Raw genomic sequence first — 17,123 nt, 5'->3', positions numbered from 1 at the left:
GGGCCGCGCCGGCATGGCGCGGCCCTTTTTTGTTAACGCCCGGGATACCTTCGTTAATGGATGGATAAAAATCACGTCGGGCATTTAGGTTTTGTTAACTCTGTTAGGGTCAAGTGCAGTCATTAACGGTGGATTAATTTAAAACACAGATCCGAATTAATTGGCATGAAGTCGCCCCACCGTCGCCGGAACCATTGACCGGCATGTCCCTCCTTCCCGGAACCTAAAGGGGCATTCAATGACCAGCCTGATGACCAACACCGCGGCAATCGCGGCACTCGATACCCTTCGCTCGATCACCGCGTCCATGAACGAAACGCAAAAGCGCGTCTCCTCCGGCTACAAGGTGGAAACGGCCTCCGACAACGCCGCCTATTGGTCGATCGCCACCACCATGCGCTCCGACAACATGGCGCTGGCCGCCGTGGAAGACGCACTCGGCTTCGGCGCCGCCAAGACCGACACCGCCTATACCGGTCTCGAAGCCGCAGTCGATGTCGTGACCGAAATCAAGGCCAAGCTCGTCGCGGCCCGCGAACCGGGCGTCGACAAGGAAAAGATCAACAAGGAACTGACGGAGCTCAAGGCGCAACTGTCGTCGATCTCCGAATCCGCCTCGTTCTCGGGCGAAAACTGGCTCTACAATGCCGCTGCCGCCGCCGTGGGAACGAAGGAAATGTCCGGCTCCTTCGTCCGCGCGGCCGATGGCACCGTCTCGGTCGAGACCCTGACGTTCGACACGGCCGACTCGGTCTTGATCGATACCGTCGATGCCACCCGCGGTCTGCTGACCAAGGATTATACGGTCAAGGTCGACGACGGCACGGCGACCGGAACGACCATGACCTACTTCCTGATCGACGCCGGCGGCACCGGTACGTCGGGTACGGTCGTTGAACTCTCCAGTACAAACACGGATGAAGAGGTTGAAGGAATGATCAGCGCAGTCGACGCCATGCTGGCCGATATTACCGATGCGGCCGCGACCCTCGGCGCGATCAACATGCGCGTCGAAATGCAGACGGACTTCGTCGCCGATTTGATGGACGTGATCGACACCGGTGTCGGCCGTCTGGTCGATGCCGACATGAACGAGGAATCGACACGCCTCAAGGCCCTGCAGACCCAGCAGCAGCTCGGCATCCAGGCCCTGTCGATCGCCAATACCAATTCGGAAAACGTCCTGGCGCTGTTCCAGTAAAGGCCGGCCAGGCCAGGCCATTTCCGACCCTTGGACAAGTCGGGCCGTGCACCGGAAGGTGCGCGGCCCGATGCCTTTTTGGGCAGTGGAACAGATTTTTCAAAATTCCGTCGATCGCTTCAGGACCTATTAACCTTAATCGGGTTGAATAGGATCATTAAAACGACGGATTAACCAACTGTAAACAATGGTTAATTGCATGACGCGGACCGTCGTTTCCGGTACTTAGACCCGGAATGTCCCTTTCCATATCCTGTCAACAAGGGGCAGTATTTTATGACGAGCATTATGACGAACTCTGCTGCAATCGCAGCACTCGATACCCTGCGCTCCATCAACTCCGGCCTGAACGAGACGCAGAACCGCGTATCGTCCGGCTACCGCGTTGAAACCGCAGCCGACAACGCCGCCTACTGGTCGATCGCCACCACCATGCGTTCGGACAACAAGGCTCTCTCGGCCGTCGAAGACGCACTCGGCCTCGGCGCTGCCAAGACCGACACGGCTTACACCGGTATGGAAGCTGCCATCGACGTCGTCACCGAAATCAAGGCCAAGCTGGTTGCCGCTCGCGAACCGGGCGTCGACAAGGAAAAGATCAACAAGGAACTGACCGAGCTGAAGTCGCAGCTGCAGTCTATCTCCGAATCGGCTTCCTTCTCGGGCGAAAACTGGCTCTACAACGAGTCCGCCACCGCAGTCGGCACCAAGGAAATGGTCGGCTCGTTCGTTCGCGCCGCCGACGGCACCGTTTCGGTCGAACTGCTGTCCTTCGACGCCGCCACCTCGGTCCTGATCGACACCGACACCGCGACCCGTGGTCTGCTGACCAAGGACTACACGGTCGCCGTCGATGACGGCACGGCTTCCGGCACCACCGCGACCTACTTCCTGATCGACGCCGGCGGCACCGGTACGTCCGGTACGGTCGTCTCGCTGTCCTCCGCCACCACCGATGACCAGGTCGAAGGCATGATCTCGGCTGTCGACGCCATGCTGACCGACATGACGGACGCTGCTGCAACGCTCGGCGCCACCAACAGCCGCCTGGAAATGCAGACCGACTTCGTCGCCGACCTGCGCGACGTGATCGACACCGGTGTCGGCCGTCTGGTCGACGCCGACATGAACGAGGAATCGACCCGCCTCAAGGCCCTGCAGACCCAGCAGCAGCTCGGCATCCAGGCCCTGTCGATCGCCAACTCCAACTCGGAAAACATCCTCTCGCTGTTCCGTTAAGCGTGAGGGGAGGGGAGGGCCTCGGCCCTCTCCGACACCTGAAGATAGTGCGCCGCGGCCTCCCAGGCCGCGGCGTTTCTTTTGTTTCCGCCGGCTAATTAACATGTGTTGTCCGGTGTTTAGCATTCATTAACCTTAATAGTGTTTTCTGTGACCATTGAAACGGTAGCCCGGCAGACGAACACTCGTTGCGGGCTTGCATGACGCTGAATTCCGTTGCCGGTCGCAAACCCGGCATGCCCTCGTGACTGATTTTTGCCGAAAGGGGCTTTATTAAAATGACGAGCTTGATGACGAACTCTGCTGCAATTGCAGCACTCGATACCCTGCGCTCCATCAACTCCAGCATGAACGAAACGCAGAACCGCGTATCGTCCGGCTACCGCGTCGAAACCGCAGCCGACAACGCCGCCTACTGGTCGATCGCCACCACCATGCGTTCGGACAACAAGGCCCTGGCTGCCGTCGAAGACGCGCTTGGCCTTGGCGCTGCCAAGACCGACACGGCTTACACCGGTATGGAAGCCGCCATCGACGTCGTCACAGAAATCAAGGCCAAGCTGGTTGCCGCCCGCGAACCGGGCGTCGACAAGGAAAAGATCAACAAGGAACTGACCGAGCTCAAGGCTCAGTTGGCCTCGATCTCCGAATCGGCTTCCTTCTCGGGCGAGAACTGGCTCTACAACGAGTCCACCACCGCAGTCGGCACCAAGGAAATGGTCGGCTCCTTCGTTCGTGCCGCCGACGGCACCGTCTCGGTCGAACTGCTGTCCTTCGACGCTGCAACCTCGGTCCTGATCGACACCGTCGACGCGACCCGCGGCCTGCTGACCAATGACTACACGGTCACCGTCGATGACGGTTCGGCTTCCGGCACCACCGCGACCTACTTCCTGATCGACGCCGGCGGCACCGGCACGACCGGTACGGTCGTCGCGCTGTCCTCGGCCACCACCGACGACCAGGTCGAAGGCATGATCTCGGCTGTCGACGCCATGCTGGCCGACATGACGGATGCTGCTGCAACGCTCGGCGCCACCAACAGCCGCCTGGAAATGCAGACCGACTTCGTCGCCGACCTGCGCGACGTGATCGACACCGGTGTCGGCCGTCTCGTCGATGCCGACATGAACGAGGAATCGACCCGCCTCAAGGCCCTGCAGACCCAGCAGCAGCTCGGCATCCAGGCCCTGTCGATCGCCAACTCCAACTCGGAAAACATCCTCTCGCTGTTCAAGTAAGATCGCGAGGGTCGCTCGCGACCCTCCCCGTCTTGCAGCGTAGGCACTAAGCCGCGGTCCCCTGGACCGCGGCTTTTCCGTTTGCGAAAAGGCTCGGACTTCATGCGAAATCTTGCCATGCTCTATTGACGAAATCTTCAGATAGATTAACAAATCCTTATTGCGTTAACTTTTTGTTAACTCTAAGTTCGTTAAGCATTCGTTAATAGCGTCGGGTCGGCCACCAGGGCAAACAGTGGCCGATGTGCATGAAGCAGTCCGTCGTCGCCGGCAGATTTTGATAGATCCGGCATGTCCCGTATTTCATTTTGGGGCACCAGATGACCAGCATCATGACCAATACCGCCGCGATGGCGGCTCTCCAGACCCTCCGCAGCATCGATTCCAACATGCAGGAGACGCAAGCGCGCGTATCCTCGGGTTATCGTGTCGCCACGGCCGCCGACAACGCTGCCTACTGGTCGATCGCGACCACCATGCGGTCGGACAATTCCGCTCTCTCCACGGTTCAGGACGCGCTGGGCCTCGGCGCCGCGAAAACCGATACGGCCTATACCGGTCTCGAATCCGCGGTCGAAGTGGTGACGGAGATCAAGTCAAAGCTGGTGGCCGCCCGCGAGCCCGGCGTCGACAAGAGCAAGATCAACAAGGAACTCTCCGAGCTCAAGAACCAGCTCGCCGCGATTGCCGAATCGGCGTCGTTCTCCGGCGAAAACTGGCTCTTCAACGAATCCGCCACGGCACCCGGAACGAAGGAGATCGTCGCCTCGTTCAACCGCGCGTCGGATGGCGCCGTCTCGGTCACCACCCTTGCATTCGACACCTCCGAATCGGTGCTGATCGACACCAAGGACGCCAATAACGGCGTTCTGACCAAGGGCTTCCAGGTGACGCAACCGTCCGGCTCCACCACCACGATCGCCACCTACTTCCTGATCGACGTGAGTGCGACGACAGGTGCCACGGGCTCGGAAGTCGTGCTGACCACCTCGATGAGCGAAGACGAGCTGGACGGCATGATCAGCGCCGTCGATGCCATGCTGCAGCGCCTGACCGACTCGGCCTCGACGCTTGGCGCGATTACCAGCCGTATCGAAATGCAGGACGAATTCGTCTCGACATTGATGGACGTGATCGACAAGGGCGTCGGTCGTCTCGTCGATGCCGACATGAACGAGGAATCGACCAAGCTGAAGGCGCTTCAGACGCAGCAGCAACTCGGTATCCAGGCGCTCTCGATCGCCAATACCAACGCGGAAAACATCCTCACCCTGTTCAAGTAATTGGCAGCAACGGACCGGAGTTGACCCTTTTCGTTTCTACCGTGCCGCCGGTCATCGGCATAAGGTGGAACCGTTGGACCGCGCAACTGCCCTGGCGCGGTCCAACACCTTCATCCTCGCACAAGTTTGGGCTTCTAGTCTCAGACGAGGCAAATGGCGCTTATGCCAGGCGCAGCGTGACACAAACGCGGCAACCGAAGCGGGCACTGGATGGCATGATGAGTATGCACGATCCGAAAATGTTTAGGGAGTTCAGGTCATTCTCATGTCGCCGCGACAGGATGTCGGCAATCCTCGCCATGGGAGCAGTTCGTCGATGAGCATGCCGCTCGCCCACTATCTCAAGGACTTTTCCGCGCCGTCCGGCACGCCCTCGGGTGTGATCGGTGGCGATTTCGCATCCCTCGACGACGCCGGATTCAATACGGATTTTCCCCGCATGTCGGAGCCCGAGCCGGAGCCCATCGACCTCGAGGCCGAGCGTCGCGAGGCCTATGCTCAAGGCCATGAAGCGGCGTCGACCGAGCTCGACGAGAGGCATGCGGCCGAGCTTCTGGCATTGCGGGCGGCCCACGAAGAGGCGATGGCGGCGCTTGAGGCGCGGTTGATGGGCGAAACCGCGAAGCGTCTGGCCGAGGGGCTGGAGCGCACGACCGCCGAGCTCGCGCTGGCCATCAGCGAACACGCAGCCGAAGCACTTTCCCCGTTCCTGTCGCAGGAGGTCGCGGCAAAGGCGGTGGCCGATCTTGCCGACTTGTTGCGGACCGCGATCGCCGACGGCGAGGCGGGCACGGTTACCGTGAAGGGACCGCGGGCGCTGTTCGACCTGTTGCTCGCCCACTTGCCCGAACAGCAAGGACGCCTGCGCCACGTCGAGGACCTTGACCTCGATCTCTCGGCGGAGATCGACGGTACCGTGCTGGTTACCCGGATCTCGGCCTTCGCCGCTAGCCTGAAGAAAGTGCTGGGATGAGCGACGGCGAGAATCACCATCACGGAAAGAACGAGATCGTCATCATCAAGCGCCATAGCGGTGGTGATCACGATGGTGCCCATGGCGGTGCCTGGAAGATCGCCTATGCCGACTTCATGACGGCGATGATGGCCTTCTTCCTGGTGATGTGGCTGGTCAATGCGGCGAACGAAGAGACCAAGGCCTCGGTGGCGAGCTATTTCAATCCGATCAAACTCTCCGACGAAAAGCCGACGGAAAAGGGCTTGAAGAAGCCCGTCGACCAGGCAGAAGGTGAGCAGAAGCAGGAACGCTCTCAGGTCGAAGAGGAACACGAGACTGTCGGTTCGGCTGCCGCAACCGGCGAGGACCAGACCGCGACCTCCGGCGACCAGGCCAACTATTCGGAAGCCGACTTCTTCGAGAATCCCTATTCCGTACTCGCCGAGATCGCCCAGGAGGTCGGCCAGCAAGCCAATGTCAGCGCCAAGGGCGAGGGCGGTGCGGCCGATTCCGGCCCGTCGACCGGCGCCGAAGGTGGCGAGGCCTATCGCGACCCGTTCGATCCGGATTTCTGGACCCAGCAGGTGCAGACCGTCCAGGGCGAGCCGGGCAAGCAGGAAACGCCCCCGGCCACGGTCGAGAACCTGGATCCGAGCAAGGCGGAACAGGAGGTCGCCCTGGCCGTGCCCGGCGAGAAGCCGGAGCAGCCTGCAGATCCGGCCACCGAGGCTGCAAACGCCGAAAAGAACCAGGCGGGTGACGAGACGAGCAGCAAGACCGATGTCGCTTCCGAGCCGAAGACGGCCGAGGGGCAGACCGCGGAACAAGCAGCCGAAAGCCTGAAGGCCGAGATCGAAAAGGAGATCGGCGGCGTTTCCGGCAAGCTCGCCGAGGGCCTGATCGTCAGCCCGGCCGAAGGCGGCCTGCTGGTGACGATTTCCGACCAATCCGAGGCGCCGATGTTCAATGTCGGATCGGCCGTGCCGCGCAAGGAGCTCGTCGTCGCCATGGAGCGGATCGGCAAGCTGTTGCAGGGGCGCGAGGGCCCGATCGTCATTCGCGGCCACACCGACGGCCGGCAGTTCAAGGGAACGGAAAACGACAACTGGCGCCTGTCCATGGCGCGCGCGCACAGCGCCTACTACATGCTCGTCCGGGGCGGCCTATCGGAAGGGCGGGTCAGGCAGGTCTCCGGCTTTGCCGACCGTCGCTTGCAGGTTCCCGACGATCCGCTCGCCGATGCCAACCGTCGGATCGAGATCCTGATTCAGGCGGACCAGGGATAATCACATGGGGTGCCCGAAACTGCAGCGGCTGGTACCGGCTCTTTCGCTCCTCGGCCTTGTATGGGCCGGGGCGGCGGCGGCCGAGGGCCTCGACGGCATCGCGCCGTACAAGATGCTGCGTTCGCTGCAATTCGTGCAGGATTCGGTCGTGCTCGGCGATCACTCGGCCGCTGAAATGCAGCGCTTCATGCTGTCGACGATCGACAAGCGTCTGCGCGAGGCCGACGCATCGCTGTTCGAGGAGCCGCGCAATGTCGATGCCGCGCTGATCTATGCGATGAGCGGCGGTAATCCGGCGACGCTGGAATTCCTCGTTGCCCGCGATGTTGATGGCAATTTCGACAATCGTGTCACCGACGCGCTGCGCAAATACCTCTCCGGCAAGGGCACGCTGATCGCCAAGACGCTGGGCGACATGGTGACGGAATACCGCGATACCAAGGTCGCGCCCTATCTGGCTCTGGTGGCCGGCAATGTGATGATCCCGCGCGATCCCGCAAAGGCGCTTGAATTCTATGACTGGGCCCGGTTGACCGCGCCGGGGACGATCGTCGAGGAGGCGGCGCTGCGCCGCTCGCTGGCCGTCGCGGTCGAGGGCGGCATGGTCGACAAGGCCGCTGCCTATGCCAATCGCTACGCGCGCCGCTTCCTGCATTCTCCCTATGCCAGCCAATTTGCCGATCTCTTCGTCCAGCTTGTCGTCGAGCACAATGATGCCTTCGACGAGGCGGCGATCGGGGCGACCCTCGTCTACATGGACGTTGACCGCCAGCGCGAGGTCTACCTGCGCATCGCGCGGCAGGCGGCGATCAAGGGGCGCAACGAACTGGCGCGCCAGGCCGCCGACAAGGCCCGCCTGCTGTCGGGTACCGAGGACGGCGCGGATGCGCTGGCCATGCTTTATGGCGGGCTTGCCGGCATTCCGACCAGCGAGGTCGGCGCGGCGATCAAGGCGATTGCGGCGATCCCCGACGAGATCCTCTCCCCGTCGGATCGCGCGCTGCGCGACGCCGCGGCCGCCATCGCGGAAGAGGTGATACGCAAGCCCGAACTGGACAGTCCGGCGCAAGCTCCAGAGCCGAGTGTTGCCCCTTCGAACGACGCATCCATTTCAGAGACGCCCGCCATCGACGAACAGCAGGATCCGACAGCGCCGGCTTCGGTTCCGCCAGACGTTTCGCCCGCCGAGGCGGAGGCGGTCGGCAGCAAGGATCAGGATCCGGAGTTCCGCTCCTTCGTCGATACCGGCCGTTCAAAGCTGGAGGCAATCGACGATCTCCTGAAGCAAGAAGGCACAAACTGATGATCGATCCGTCCTCCGCCCCCAAGATCTCGAGCATGGACGCCTCGCTCGCGGGGAGCGCCTCTTCGCAGCGGAACGACGCGAAGGCGGCCAACGGATTTGACGACGCGCTGTCGAGCGCCGGTCACAGCGGCCGAAACCGCCAGGACCGCGCGGACGCGGTGTCCGGTGGGGAAACCGAGGCGGAAGAGGCGCGCGGCGCGGAAGCCGAGGGCGCCGAGACAAGGGCCACCAAGGGGACCCGTCCGGCAATCGATGTGTCCGGCGCCCTTTCTCGTCCTAGCATCGCCGGGACCGTTGTCGGCCGGGCGACGACAGCCGCCGCTGCGGCGGCTGCCGGCCGGACGACGACAGCGATCGCTGCGACGACAGACACCCCTGCGGCGGCCACCGACGCTGCGCAAAGCGACACCGGGACCCAGGCTCTCGGCGAGGATGGGCCGGCAACCGACATCGCCGCCGCCCGCAAGGCGGCAAGGAACCTTGACAGCTCATTGGCGAACCCTGCCAACGGGACTACGGGCGAGACACTGGACGGGGTCCAGGTGGCCGCGGTCGTGCAGCATGTCCAGGCGGCGAAGGGCGACAAGACCGAGCGGGCGGTGAAGGCGGCCCACGGCGGCGATACCGACGCAGCCTCCGACACCGACACCGACACTAACACCGAGACCGAGGCCGGAGCCGCAGCAACGGGCGTCCCCGCTGGATCCGACCTTGGCGATATGCTGACACTGCTCACCCACGCGGCAGCTTCAGCCCCGCAGGTCGCGCCGCGTGGCGATCGTGCCGCAGGCCGTGCCGCCGCCAGCGAAGCGACGGCAGTCGTCGCGTCCTCCGGCGAGCTTTCGGCGGCCGGCGTCGAGGCCAAGGCCGATCTGCCATCCGTCGATACGGCGGACACCGGCACGGCGGGTGCCACCGAGGCAGACCGTTCCTTCCGCTTCCTGCGTGCCGACGGCAAGGGCCAGACACTCGCCATGCGCATCGGCCCGTCGGACGGCGAGACGGTCAAGTATGACATCGGCTCGGCGAAGGATGGCGGTCAGACCGTCGCGGTCCTCGATGCGCGCCGCTATATCGCTCCGGCCTCCACCAACGCCGCCACGATCACCGCCGCGATGATGGGTGACGGGGAATGGGCCAGCGCCATGTTGCCCGGCTCTGAGCTTGCCAATGCCGCCAGCCAGTCGAGCTCCGGCAAGGTCGTCAATACGCTGAAACTTCAGATGAGCCCGATTGAGCTCGGCAATGTCACGGCGACGCTGCGGCTGAGCGGCGACGAACTCACGGTTCAGATCACCGTGGAGACGCATGCGGCCCACAAGGCGCTGAGCGAGGACCAGGGCGACATGCTGAAGGCGCTGCGGGCACAAGGCTTCACCGTCGACCAGATTCAGGTCAGCCTGAACGTCGGTGCTGCGGATCGTGCCGACAGCGGCCAGACCGGCGCGCAGGGTCAGTCATCCGGTCAGCAGGCGCAGGGCGGGGCCCAGGGCGGCAACGGAAACAACGAGCGCCGCACGGCGACGACGCAGGCCGAGAGCGGCACCGGTATGGGGAAGACGACAGATGACGCGAGCGCGCTACAGGCGACCCCTGGCGGGGCTGGTGCTTCTCGTCCTGGCCACGTTTACATCTGAGGTCACGGCATCGACCGGTGCCTGCGAACGCGAGATCCAGGCGGCAGCGGCGAAATATGCGATCCCGGAAGGCATCCTCTACTCCGTCGGCCTGACGGAGACGGGGCGAAAGGGATCGCTGCAGGCCTTCGCGATGAACGTCGAGGGAAAGGCGATGTACTTCGACAGCGAAGCCGATGCCCTCGAGGCCTTCGTCCAGGCGCGACGAAAAGGCTCGAGGTTGATCGACATCGGTTGCATGCAGATAAATCAGCACTTCCACGGAGAGCATTTTTCATCGGTGCAGGCCATGTTCGATCCCCGCGCCAATGTCGAGTATGCGGCGCGCTTTCTACGCAACCTGCGCGATCGTCATGAAACCTGGACCATGGCGGTGGCGCGATATCATGCGGGCCCGAACAACGACCCGGCGCAGCAGCGATATGTCTGTCGGGTGATCGGAAATCTGGTGGCGACCGGTTACGGGAAATGGACCGAGAATGCCAAAAGATTTTGTGGTGAGTAGCCAGATTTGGGACTAGACAAGCGCCAATCTGCTGATTTGCAGATTGTGTCTGGAATGTGGACAAGTTTTGGCCGCACAAGCGCGGCGTTAACCATGCGTTAACTTTTCAACAAGAAAATTGTATCTGAGTCGCCATTGCACCACTATATATAGATCAAATCGCCATCGAAATCTTAATCAACTGTTAATACCTATCATTAACATCATCTAGTTGTCCGTGATTCGCCCGATTCGTACCGATAGAGCATCGAGGCACCACACACTGATTCGGAGGCGGACGATGATCGTAGTGGTAGACGAGCGAGAGCTCGTGAAAGACGGGTACACATCCTTATTTGGGCGTGAAGGCATTCCATCGACCGGATTTGATCCGGCCGAGTTCGGCGAATGGGTCAATACGGCGGCGGATTCTGATATCGCGGCCGTCGAGGCGTTTCTGCTGGGGCAGGGTGATTGCACGCATGAGTTGCCGCGGGCAATTCGTGACAGGACACAGGCACCGGTGATCGCAGTCAGCGACCAGCCGTCGCTCGAGGCGACGCTGGCCCTGTTTGACTGTGGCGTCGACGATGTCGTCAGGAAGCCGGTTCATCCGCGCGAAATCCTGGCACGGGCGGCGGCGATCCGGCGTCGGCTGAAGGCGATTGCGAACTTCACCGAGATCGGCCCGATCCGGGTGTTCTCGGATGGGCGCGATCCGGAAATCGCGGGTGAAATCTTCCCCCTTCCGCGGCGCGAGCGCCGTATCCTCGAATATTTGGTCGTCAACCGCGGTCGTCGCGTTTCCAAGACCCAGATTTTCAACGCGATCTACGGCATCTTCGACGAAGAGGTCGAGGAGAACGTCGTCGAAAGCCATATTTCCAAGCTGCGCAAGAAGCTGCGCAAGAAGCTCGGTTTCGACCCGGTCGATTCCAAGCGCTTCCTTGGCTACTGCATCGACTGGAGCTGATCTCTCAGCCCTTGGCCGCGCGCTGCGGGCCTTACGAGTGAATTCGCAAAGGCCCGCTATCTCCAGACAGCTTCACGCAAGGCCCACCTCCTATTCTCTGCAATGACTACGGAAACGAGGATTTTCAATGAGCCTTTACGGAACGATGCGAACCGGTGTGTCCGGTATGAACGCCCAGGCAAATCGTCTCGGCACAGTTGCTGAAAACATCGCCAACTCCAGCACCGTCGGCTACAAGAAGGCCTCGGTGCAGTTTTCCTCCATGATCCTGCCGACGACGTCGGGCGCCTACAATTCCGGTGGTGTCGAGACGGACGTCCGGTACTCGATCTCGAGCCAGGGCACGTTCAGCTACACGACCTCCTCGACCGACCTCGCCGTCAACGGCGACGGTTTCTTCATCGTCGAGGGCGCCGACGGCGTCGAATATCTGACGCGCGCCGGCTCGTTCGTGGTTCAGGACGACGGCACGTTGAAGAACTCGGCCGGCTACACCCTGATGGGTTACGAATATTCCTCGACCGCCGATCCGACCATCGTCGTCAACGGCTTCAACGGTCTTGAGCCGATTAACCTGTCCTCGGCCTCGATCTCGGCGACGGCATCGACGGCCGGCGAGCTCAACGTCAACCTCCCGTCGAACGCGGCGGTCGGCGACACGGAGGCCACCTCGCTCGTCGCCTATGACAGCCAGGGCAACAGCCGCCTGATCGAGTTCACCTACACCAAGACCGCGGACAATGTCTGGTCGATGACGGCGACCTATGCCGGTCCTCCCGCGACGACCGTCGTGCCGGCCACCACCGTGACCTTCGACTCCGACGGCCAGATCGTTTCGCCGACATCGCTGACCACGACGGGCTTCACTGTGTCGGGCGCCGACATGCTGTCGATGAACATCGACATCAGCACGTCGAGCCAGCTCGCCGCCGACTTCTCCGTCGAGGAAGGCGAGATCAACGGCAATGCGGCTTCCGAAGTGGTCGGCTACGAGATCGACGAGGCCGGCGTGGTCTCGGTCGTCTACGACAATGGCGATCTTACCCCGCGCTTCCGCGTGGCGCTCGCCAGCGTGCAGAGCCCGGACAACCTGAACCCGGTTGCCGGCAACCTCTACACCCAGAGCAATTCCTCGGGCGTCATCGTCATGGGCTATGCCGGCACCAGCGGCTTCGGCTCGATCATCTCCGGTGCCCTTGAAGACTCCAATGTCGACGTGGCCGAAGAACTGACCGCGATGATCGAATCCCAGCGGAATTACACCGCGAACTCCAAGGTATTCCAGACCGGCTCCGAATTGATGGAAGTCCTGGTCAACCTGAAGAGATAACCGGAAGGTTAAGGCAGCCACATGTCGCTTACGTCTGCACTCAATACGGCTCAAGCCATTTTCCGGAATACGGGGGAACAGACCTCCGTCATTTCCACGAACATTGCCAATGACGGAAACGCAAACTATGTGCGGCGCGCGGCTGTCGTAACCAACACGATCTACGGGGCATCGACGGTCACCACCGAACGCGCCCAGCAGATGGCCCTGCTTCGCCAGCTCACCAGTGCCACCTCGGCATCCAGCGCCCAGGATACGCTGCTCAACGGGCTGACCACCCTCTCCAACGCGCTGGGGGGGAACGACTACGAGCTTTCCCCCTCGACCTATCTCGCAGAGCTGCAGACCAGCCTGGAAGCATTCGCCGCTTCACCTGGCGAGTATACGCTGGCGGCCACCGTGGTTACCGACGCGCAGGACGTGGCCAATTCGCTCAACAATGCGGCTGCGACGGTTCAAAAGCTCCGGGTGGATGCCGATGCCGAGATCAATACCCAGGTGGTCGAACTGAACCGGCTTCTCGCCGAGTTCCAGATCGTCAACGATGCGGTCGTCAAGGCAAACGCGATCGGCGCCGATCCGAGCGATGCGCTCGATACCCGCGATACGCTGCTGAAAGACGTTTCGGAAATCATCGGCGTCGATGCCAGCACCCGCGCCAATGGCGATATGGTGCTCTACACGACCGAAGGCACGACGCTTTTTGAAACCGTGCCACGCTCGGTCACCTTCACCCGGACGCTGGCCTATGACGCGACGGTCACCGGCAATTCGATCTATGTCGACGGCATTGCGATCCAGGCCGGCGAGGGCGGCAATACCACCGCCGACGGCACGCTGGGCGCCCTTCTCCAATTGCGCGACGATATCGCTCCGACCTTCCAGACGCAGCTCGACGAAGTCGCGCGCGGCCTGATCGAGGCCTTTGCCGAGACGGATCCGCTCGGTGTCGCGCCCGATATGCCCGGCATCTTCACCTGGTCCGGCGGCACGGCGCTCACCTCGGGTGTGCTCGAGCCCGGTCTTGCCGGAACCATCACGGTCTCGACCGCTGTCATCGCTTCTTCCGGCGGCGATCCGCTGCTGTTGCGCGACGGCGGCATCAATGGTGCGGCCTACGTCTGGAACACGGGGAATGCGTCCGGCTACACGACCCTGCTGGCGCGCTATTCCGATGCCCTCGACGCCGATCGTGCTTTCGATGCCTCGGCCGACCTGAAGACGTCGATGAGCGTCATGACCTTCGCCAGCGGCTCGATCGGCTGGCTGGAGGAACTCCGTTCCAGCGCCACGACCGCGTCGGACAACAAGGTTGCGCTTTATGAGCGGTCCTTCCAGTCCTACTCGTCGGAGACCGGCGTCAATCTCGACGAGGAACTCTCGCTGCTGCTCGACGTGGAGCAGTCCTACAAGGCATCGGCCAAGCTCGTTTCGACCATTGACGAGATGCTGCAGGCCGTCCTGGCGATGGCGGGCTAAGACATGTCGACAGCAAACATCTCCAATCTCTCCATCCAGACCTCGATGCGCCTGACCATCCGTCAGGCCCAGAACGAACTGATCAAGGCGCAGCAAGAAGTCACGACCGGCATCTATGCCGATATCGGCGCCGAGATCGGCGGCGCCACCTCCACCGTCGTCGACCTGACCCGTGACAGCCTGCGCCTGCAGTCGATCAAGAGCACCAATGCGATTGCCACCCAGCGCCTCGAAGCCTCCCAGGAGGCACTCGACCAGATGGCGAGCGCCGCCGACGAGATGAACGAGGCGCTGATCGCGCTTTCCGGGACTTCGAACACCAGCAATCTCGAGACAGCGATCCAGACGATCACCAATTCGCTCGACACCTTTACCAGCATGGCCAACACCTCGCTCGGTGGCGAATACCTGTTCTCGGGCATCAATACCGACGTGCAGCCGATCCAGGAATATACGGATACCTCGGCCGCCAAGCTGGCCTTCGACGCGGAGTTCCTGACCTATTTCGGCTTCCCGCAGAGCGATCCGCAGACGGCGAGCATTGCCGCGACGGGCGCGGCGCCCAGCATGGATGACTTCATCACCAACGTCATCGAGCCGATGTATTCGGGCGCCGACTGGACCACCGATTGGTCGAGTGCGACCGACGAGGTGATGACCAGCCGGATCAGCCAGAGTGAAACGGTCGAAACCTCGGCAACCGCCAACGACAAGTCCATGCGTTATCTCGCGATGGCGGCGGTGGTCGCAAAGGAACTGCTGGCGATCGATCTCTCCGATGCGAGCCGCACCGTGGTGACCAACAAGGCGATCGAATACACCGGCGTCGCGACGACCGGCCTCAACAGCGTCCGCACCAAGCTCGGTCTGTCCGAGAACCGGATCGAAAAGGCCAATGAATCGCTCCAGGTACAGATCGACATCATCGACACGACGCTGACCAGCAAGATCGAGGTCGATGCTTACGAAGCATCGACCCGTGTGAACAATCTCCTGTCTCTGGTCGAGGCATCCTACACGTTGACGGCGAAAATCCAGGCGCTGAGCCTCGTCAACTACCTTTGATGACCAAAGGGAATGAATGAAAATGAAGGACAGATGAATGTACCAGTTTTCATATGCCGAGATCATGGAGGATGGCGTCGCCGACGCCAAGGATCGTGAACGGCAGGCGCTGACCCGCTCGATAGAGCTTCTGACGCTGGCGCGCCAGGAAGAGGGCTATACCCGCCAGGCCATCGAGGCGCTGTTTTATACCCGCCGCGTCTGGATCCGCCTCATCGAGGATCTGAAACAGCCGGAAAATCAGCTGGACGCCGAATTGCGCGCCAACCTGATCTCAATCGCCATTTGGATTTTGAAGGAATGCGACCGGATCCGGAAGCGCCAGTCCACCAATTTCCAGGGCATCATCGACGTGACAACCATCATCAGGGATGGACTGAAATGAAGAGCACTTTGCGCATCTCGCTCAAGTCGGGCGAACGGATTTTCATCAACGGAGCGGTTCTGCGCGTCGACCGCAAGGTTGCGCTGGAATTCCTCAACGACGTGACCTTCCTTCTGGAAAACCACGTCCTGCAGCCGGAGCAGGCAACCACGCCGCTCCGCCAGCTCTACTTCATCGCCCAGATGATGCTGATCAACCCGGAAGGGCGCGAACAGTCGATGGCGATGTTCCGCAAATCGATCATCATGCTGCTCACCTGCTTCGAGAACGAGGAAATCCTCGCCGAGCTGAAGCGCGTCGACGGCATGGTTTCCTCCGGTCGCGCCTTCGATGCGCTGAAGGCGATCCGCGGGCTCTACCCGATCGAGGACCAGATCCTCAACAGTCAGGAGATGACGCCGGCGACCGTCGAGCAGATTCGCAAGGAGATGGCACCATGGCGGTAGACGGCGTAACCTCGGCCACCAGCACGACCTCAACGGCCAGCAACTCCTCTGCATCGAGCGCGTCGGCCGCCGCTTCGCTGGACTATGATTCGTTCCTGAAGCTGCTGATCGCCCAGATGCAGAACCAGGATCCGACCGACCCGATGGACGCCAGCGAGCAGATCGCCCAGTTGGCAACCTTCTCCCAGGTCGAGCAGACGATCCAGACCAATGCCAATCTGGAAACCCTGATCACCGGCAACGCGCTCACCAACGCGACCAACTACATTGGCCAGACGATCACCAGCGCCGACGAATCCATCACAGGCGTCATTGAATCGGTCCGCGTCTACAGCGACACCATGGTCGCGACGACGACCGAGGGTGACGAAATCCCAATCACGGTCGGTGTCCGCGTCGGCGAGCCCTCGACGCCCGATCCCGACACTGATACGGACTCGGATGCCTGATGGTGCCGGGGGCTGATTCCCCCGGAAACAGGCCGGGAAGAGTTAGATCATGAATGAGGCAGACGCCCTCGACATCATGCAGGCCGCCGTTTGGACCGTGCTGGTCGCATCCGGTCCGGCCGTGCTTGCCGCCATGGTCGTCGGCGTCACCATCGCGCTCATCCAGGCGCTCACCCAGGTCCAGGAAATGACCCTGACCTTCGTGCCGAAGATCGTCGCCATTCTCGTGACCATCGGCATCAGCGCGCCCTTCGTCGGCGGGCAGATCGCGCTTTTCGCCAATCTCGTCTTTTCGCGCGTCCAGACCGGCTTCTGACCGGTCGCATCCGGCGGTCCCTGCGCCGGGACTGCCACCCTCGCGCAA

At 62.0% G+C, this 17,123-nt stretch carries 17 protein-coding genes; all 17 read left to right on the top strand.

What is annotated here, in order from left to right:
• Window positions 1-238 precede the first annotated feature (238 nt).
• The 17 genes from DYZ14_RS13950 (at window position 239) to fliQ (ending at window position 17,075) form a co-directional block, all read left to right on the top strand.
• Window positions 239-1,201: a flagellin N-terminal helical domain-containing protein gene (locus DYZ14_RS13950; RefSeq protein WP_154721240.1), complete on the top strand. Its 963-nt coding sequence runs from the start codon at window positions 239-241 to the stop codon at window positions 1,199-1,201.
• A 276-nt stretch (window positions 1,202-1,477) separates the two neighbouring features.
• Complete coding sequence (locus tag DYZ14_RS13945) at window positions 1,478-2,440, top strand: flagellin N-terminal helical domain-containing protein (protein WP_154721239.1); 963 nt, start codon at window positions 1,478-1,480, stop codon at window positions 2,438-2,440.
• A 278-nt stretch (window positions 2,441-2,718) separates the two neighbouring features.
• Window positions 2,719-3,681, top strand: a complete 963-nt coding sequence (locus DYZ14_RS13940; protein WP_154721238.1) for a flagellin N-terminal helical domain-containing protein — start codon at window positions 2,719-2,721, stop codon at window positions 3,679-3,681.
• 320 nt (window positions 3,682-4,001) lie between these two features.
• Entirely contained in the window at window positions 4,002-4,964 is a 963-nt protein-coding gene (locus tag DYZ14_RS13935; protein WP_154721237.1) for a flagellin N-terminal helical domain-containing protein, read from the top strand.
• Window positions 4,965-5,280: 316 nt separating this feature from the next.
• Window positions 5,281-5,937, top strand: a complete 657-nt coding sequence (locus DYZ14_RS13930) for a GTPase (protein WP_154721236.1) — start codon at window positions 5,281-5,283, stop codon at window positions 5,935-5,937.
• Entirely contained in the window at window positions 5,934-7,205 is a 1,272-nt protein-coding gene (locus tag DYZ14_RS13925; RefSeq protein ID WP_154721235.1) for a MotB family protein, read from the top strand. The genes DYZ14_RS13930 and DYZ14_RS13925 overlap by 4 nt, the downstream gene beginning before the upstream one ends.
• A gap of 4 nt (window positions 7,206-7,209) precedes the next feature.
• Window positions 7,210-8,508 carry a chemotaxis protein MotC gene (motC, locus tag DYZ14_RS13920; RefSeq protein ID WP_154721234.1) on the top strand — a complete coding sequence of 433 codons (1,299 nt, stop codon included), beginning with the start codon at window positions 7,210-7,212 and terminating at the stop codon, window positions 8,506-8,508.
• On the top strand, window positions 8,508-10,148 hold the full coding sequence (locus DYZ14_RS13915) for a flagellar hook-length control protein FliK (protein WP_154721233.1): 1,641 nt from the start codon (window positions 8,508-8,510) through the stop codon (window positions 10,146-10,148). The genes motC and DYZ14_RS13915 overlap by 1 nt, the downstream gene beginning before the upstream one ends.
• Entirely contained in the window at window positions 10,078-10,653 is a 576-nt protein-coding gene (locus tag DYZ14_RS13910) for a lytic transglycosylase domain-containing protein (RefSeq protein ID WP_154721232.1), read from the top strand. The genes DYZ14_RS13915 and DYZ14_RS13910 overlap by 71 nt, the downstream gene beginning before the upstream one ends.
• 280 nt (window positions 10,654-10,933) lie before the next feature.
• Window positions 10,934-11,605, top strand: a complete 672-nt coding sequence (rem, locus tag DYZ14_RS13905; RefSeq protein WP_154721291.1) for a transcriptional activator Rem — start codon at window positions 10,934-10,936, stop codon at window positions 11,603-11,605.
• A 127-nt stretch (window positions 11,606-11,732) separates the two neighbouring features.
• The gene (locus DYZ14_RS13900; protein ID WP_154721231.1) at window positions 11,733-12,935 is read left to right on the top strand and encodes a flagellar hook protein FlgE; all 1,203 of its coding nucleotides are present in this window, start codon (window positions 11,733-11,735) and stop codon (window positions 12,933-12,935) included.
• Window positions 12,936-12,956: 21 nt separating this feature from the next.
• Entirely contained in the window at window positions 12,957-14,414 is a 1,458-nt protein-coding gene (flgK, locus tag DYZ14_RS13895) for a flagellar hook-associated protein FlgK (RefSeq protein WP_154721230.1), read from the top strand.
• 3 nt (window positions 14,415-14,417) lie between these two features.
• Window positions 14,418-15,479, top strand: coding sequence for a flagellar hook-associated family protein (locus DYZ14_RS13890; protein ID WP_154721229.1), 1,062 nt, complete (start codon window positions 14,418-14,420; stop codon window positions 15,477-15,479).
• Between the two features lie 37 nt (window positions 15,480-15,516).
• Complete coding sequence (gene flaF, locus DYZ14_RS13885) at window positions 15,517-15,864, top strand: flagellar biosynthesis regulator FlaF (protein ID WP_115668426.1); 348 nt, start codon at window positions 15,517-15,519, stop codon at window positions 15,862-15,864.
• Window positions 15,861-16,310 (top strand): flagellar biosynthesis repressor FlbT, encoded by a 450-nt coding sequence (flbT, locus tag DYZ14_RS13880; protein WP_154721228.1) that lies wholly within the window; start codon window positions 15,861-15,863, stop codon window positions 16,308-16,310. Before flaF ends, flbT begins: the two co-directional genes overlap by 4 nt.
• A complete protein-coding gene (gene flgD / locus DYZ14_RS13875) occupies window positions 16,301-16,759 on the top strand; it encodes a flagellar hook assembly protein FlgD (protein ID WP_154721227.1) in 459 nt (152 codons plus the stop codon). Before flbT ends, flgD begins: the two co-directional genes overlap by 10 nt.
• A 49-nt stretch (window positions 16,760-16,808) precedes the next feature.
• Window positions 16,809-17,075: a flagellar biosynthesis protein FliQ gene (fliQ, locus tag DYZ14_RS13870; protein WP_154721226.1), complete on the top strand. Its 267-nt coding sequence runs from the start codon at window positions 16,809-16,811 to the stop codon at window positions 17,073-17,075.
• The last annotated feature ends 48 nt before the right edge of the window (window positions 17,076-17,123 follow it).

The sequence above is a fragment of the Ciceribacter sp. T2.26MG-112.2 genome (assembly GCF_900492205.1).
GTDB lineage: Bacteria > Pseudomonadota > Alphaproteobacteria > Rhizobiales > Rhizobiaceae > Allorhizobium > Allorhizobium naphthalenivorans_A.
This window is presented reverse-complemented; position numbering and strand designations above follow the sequence as displayed.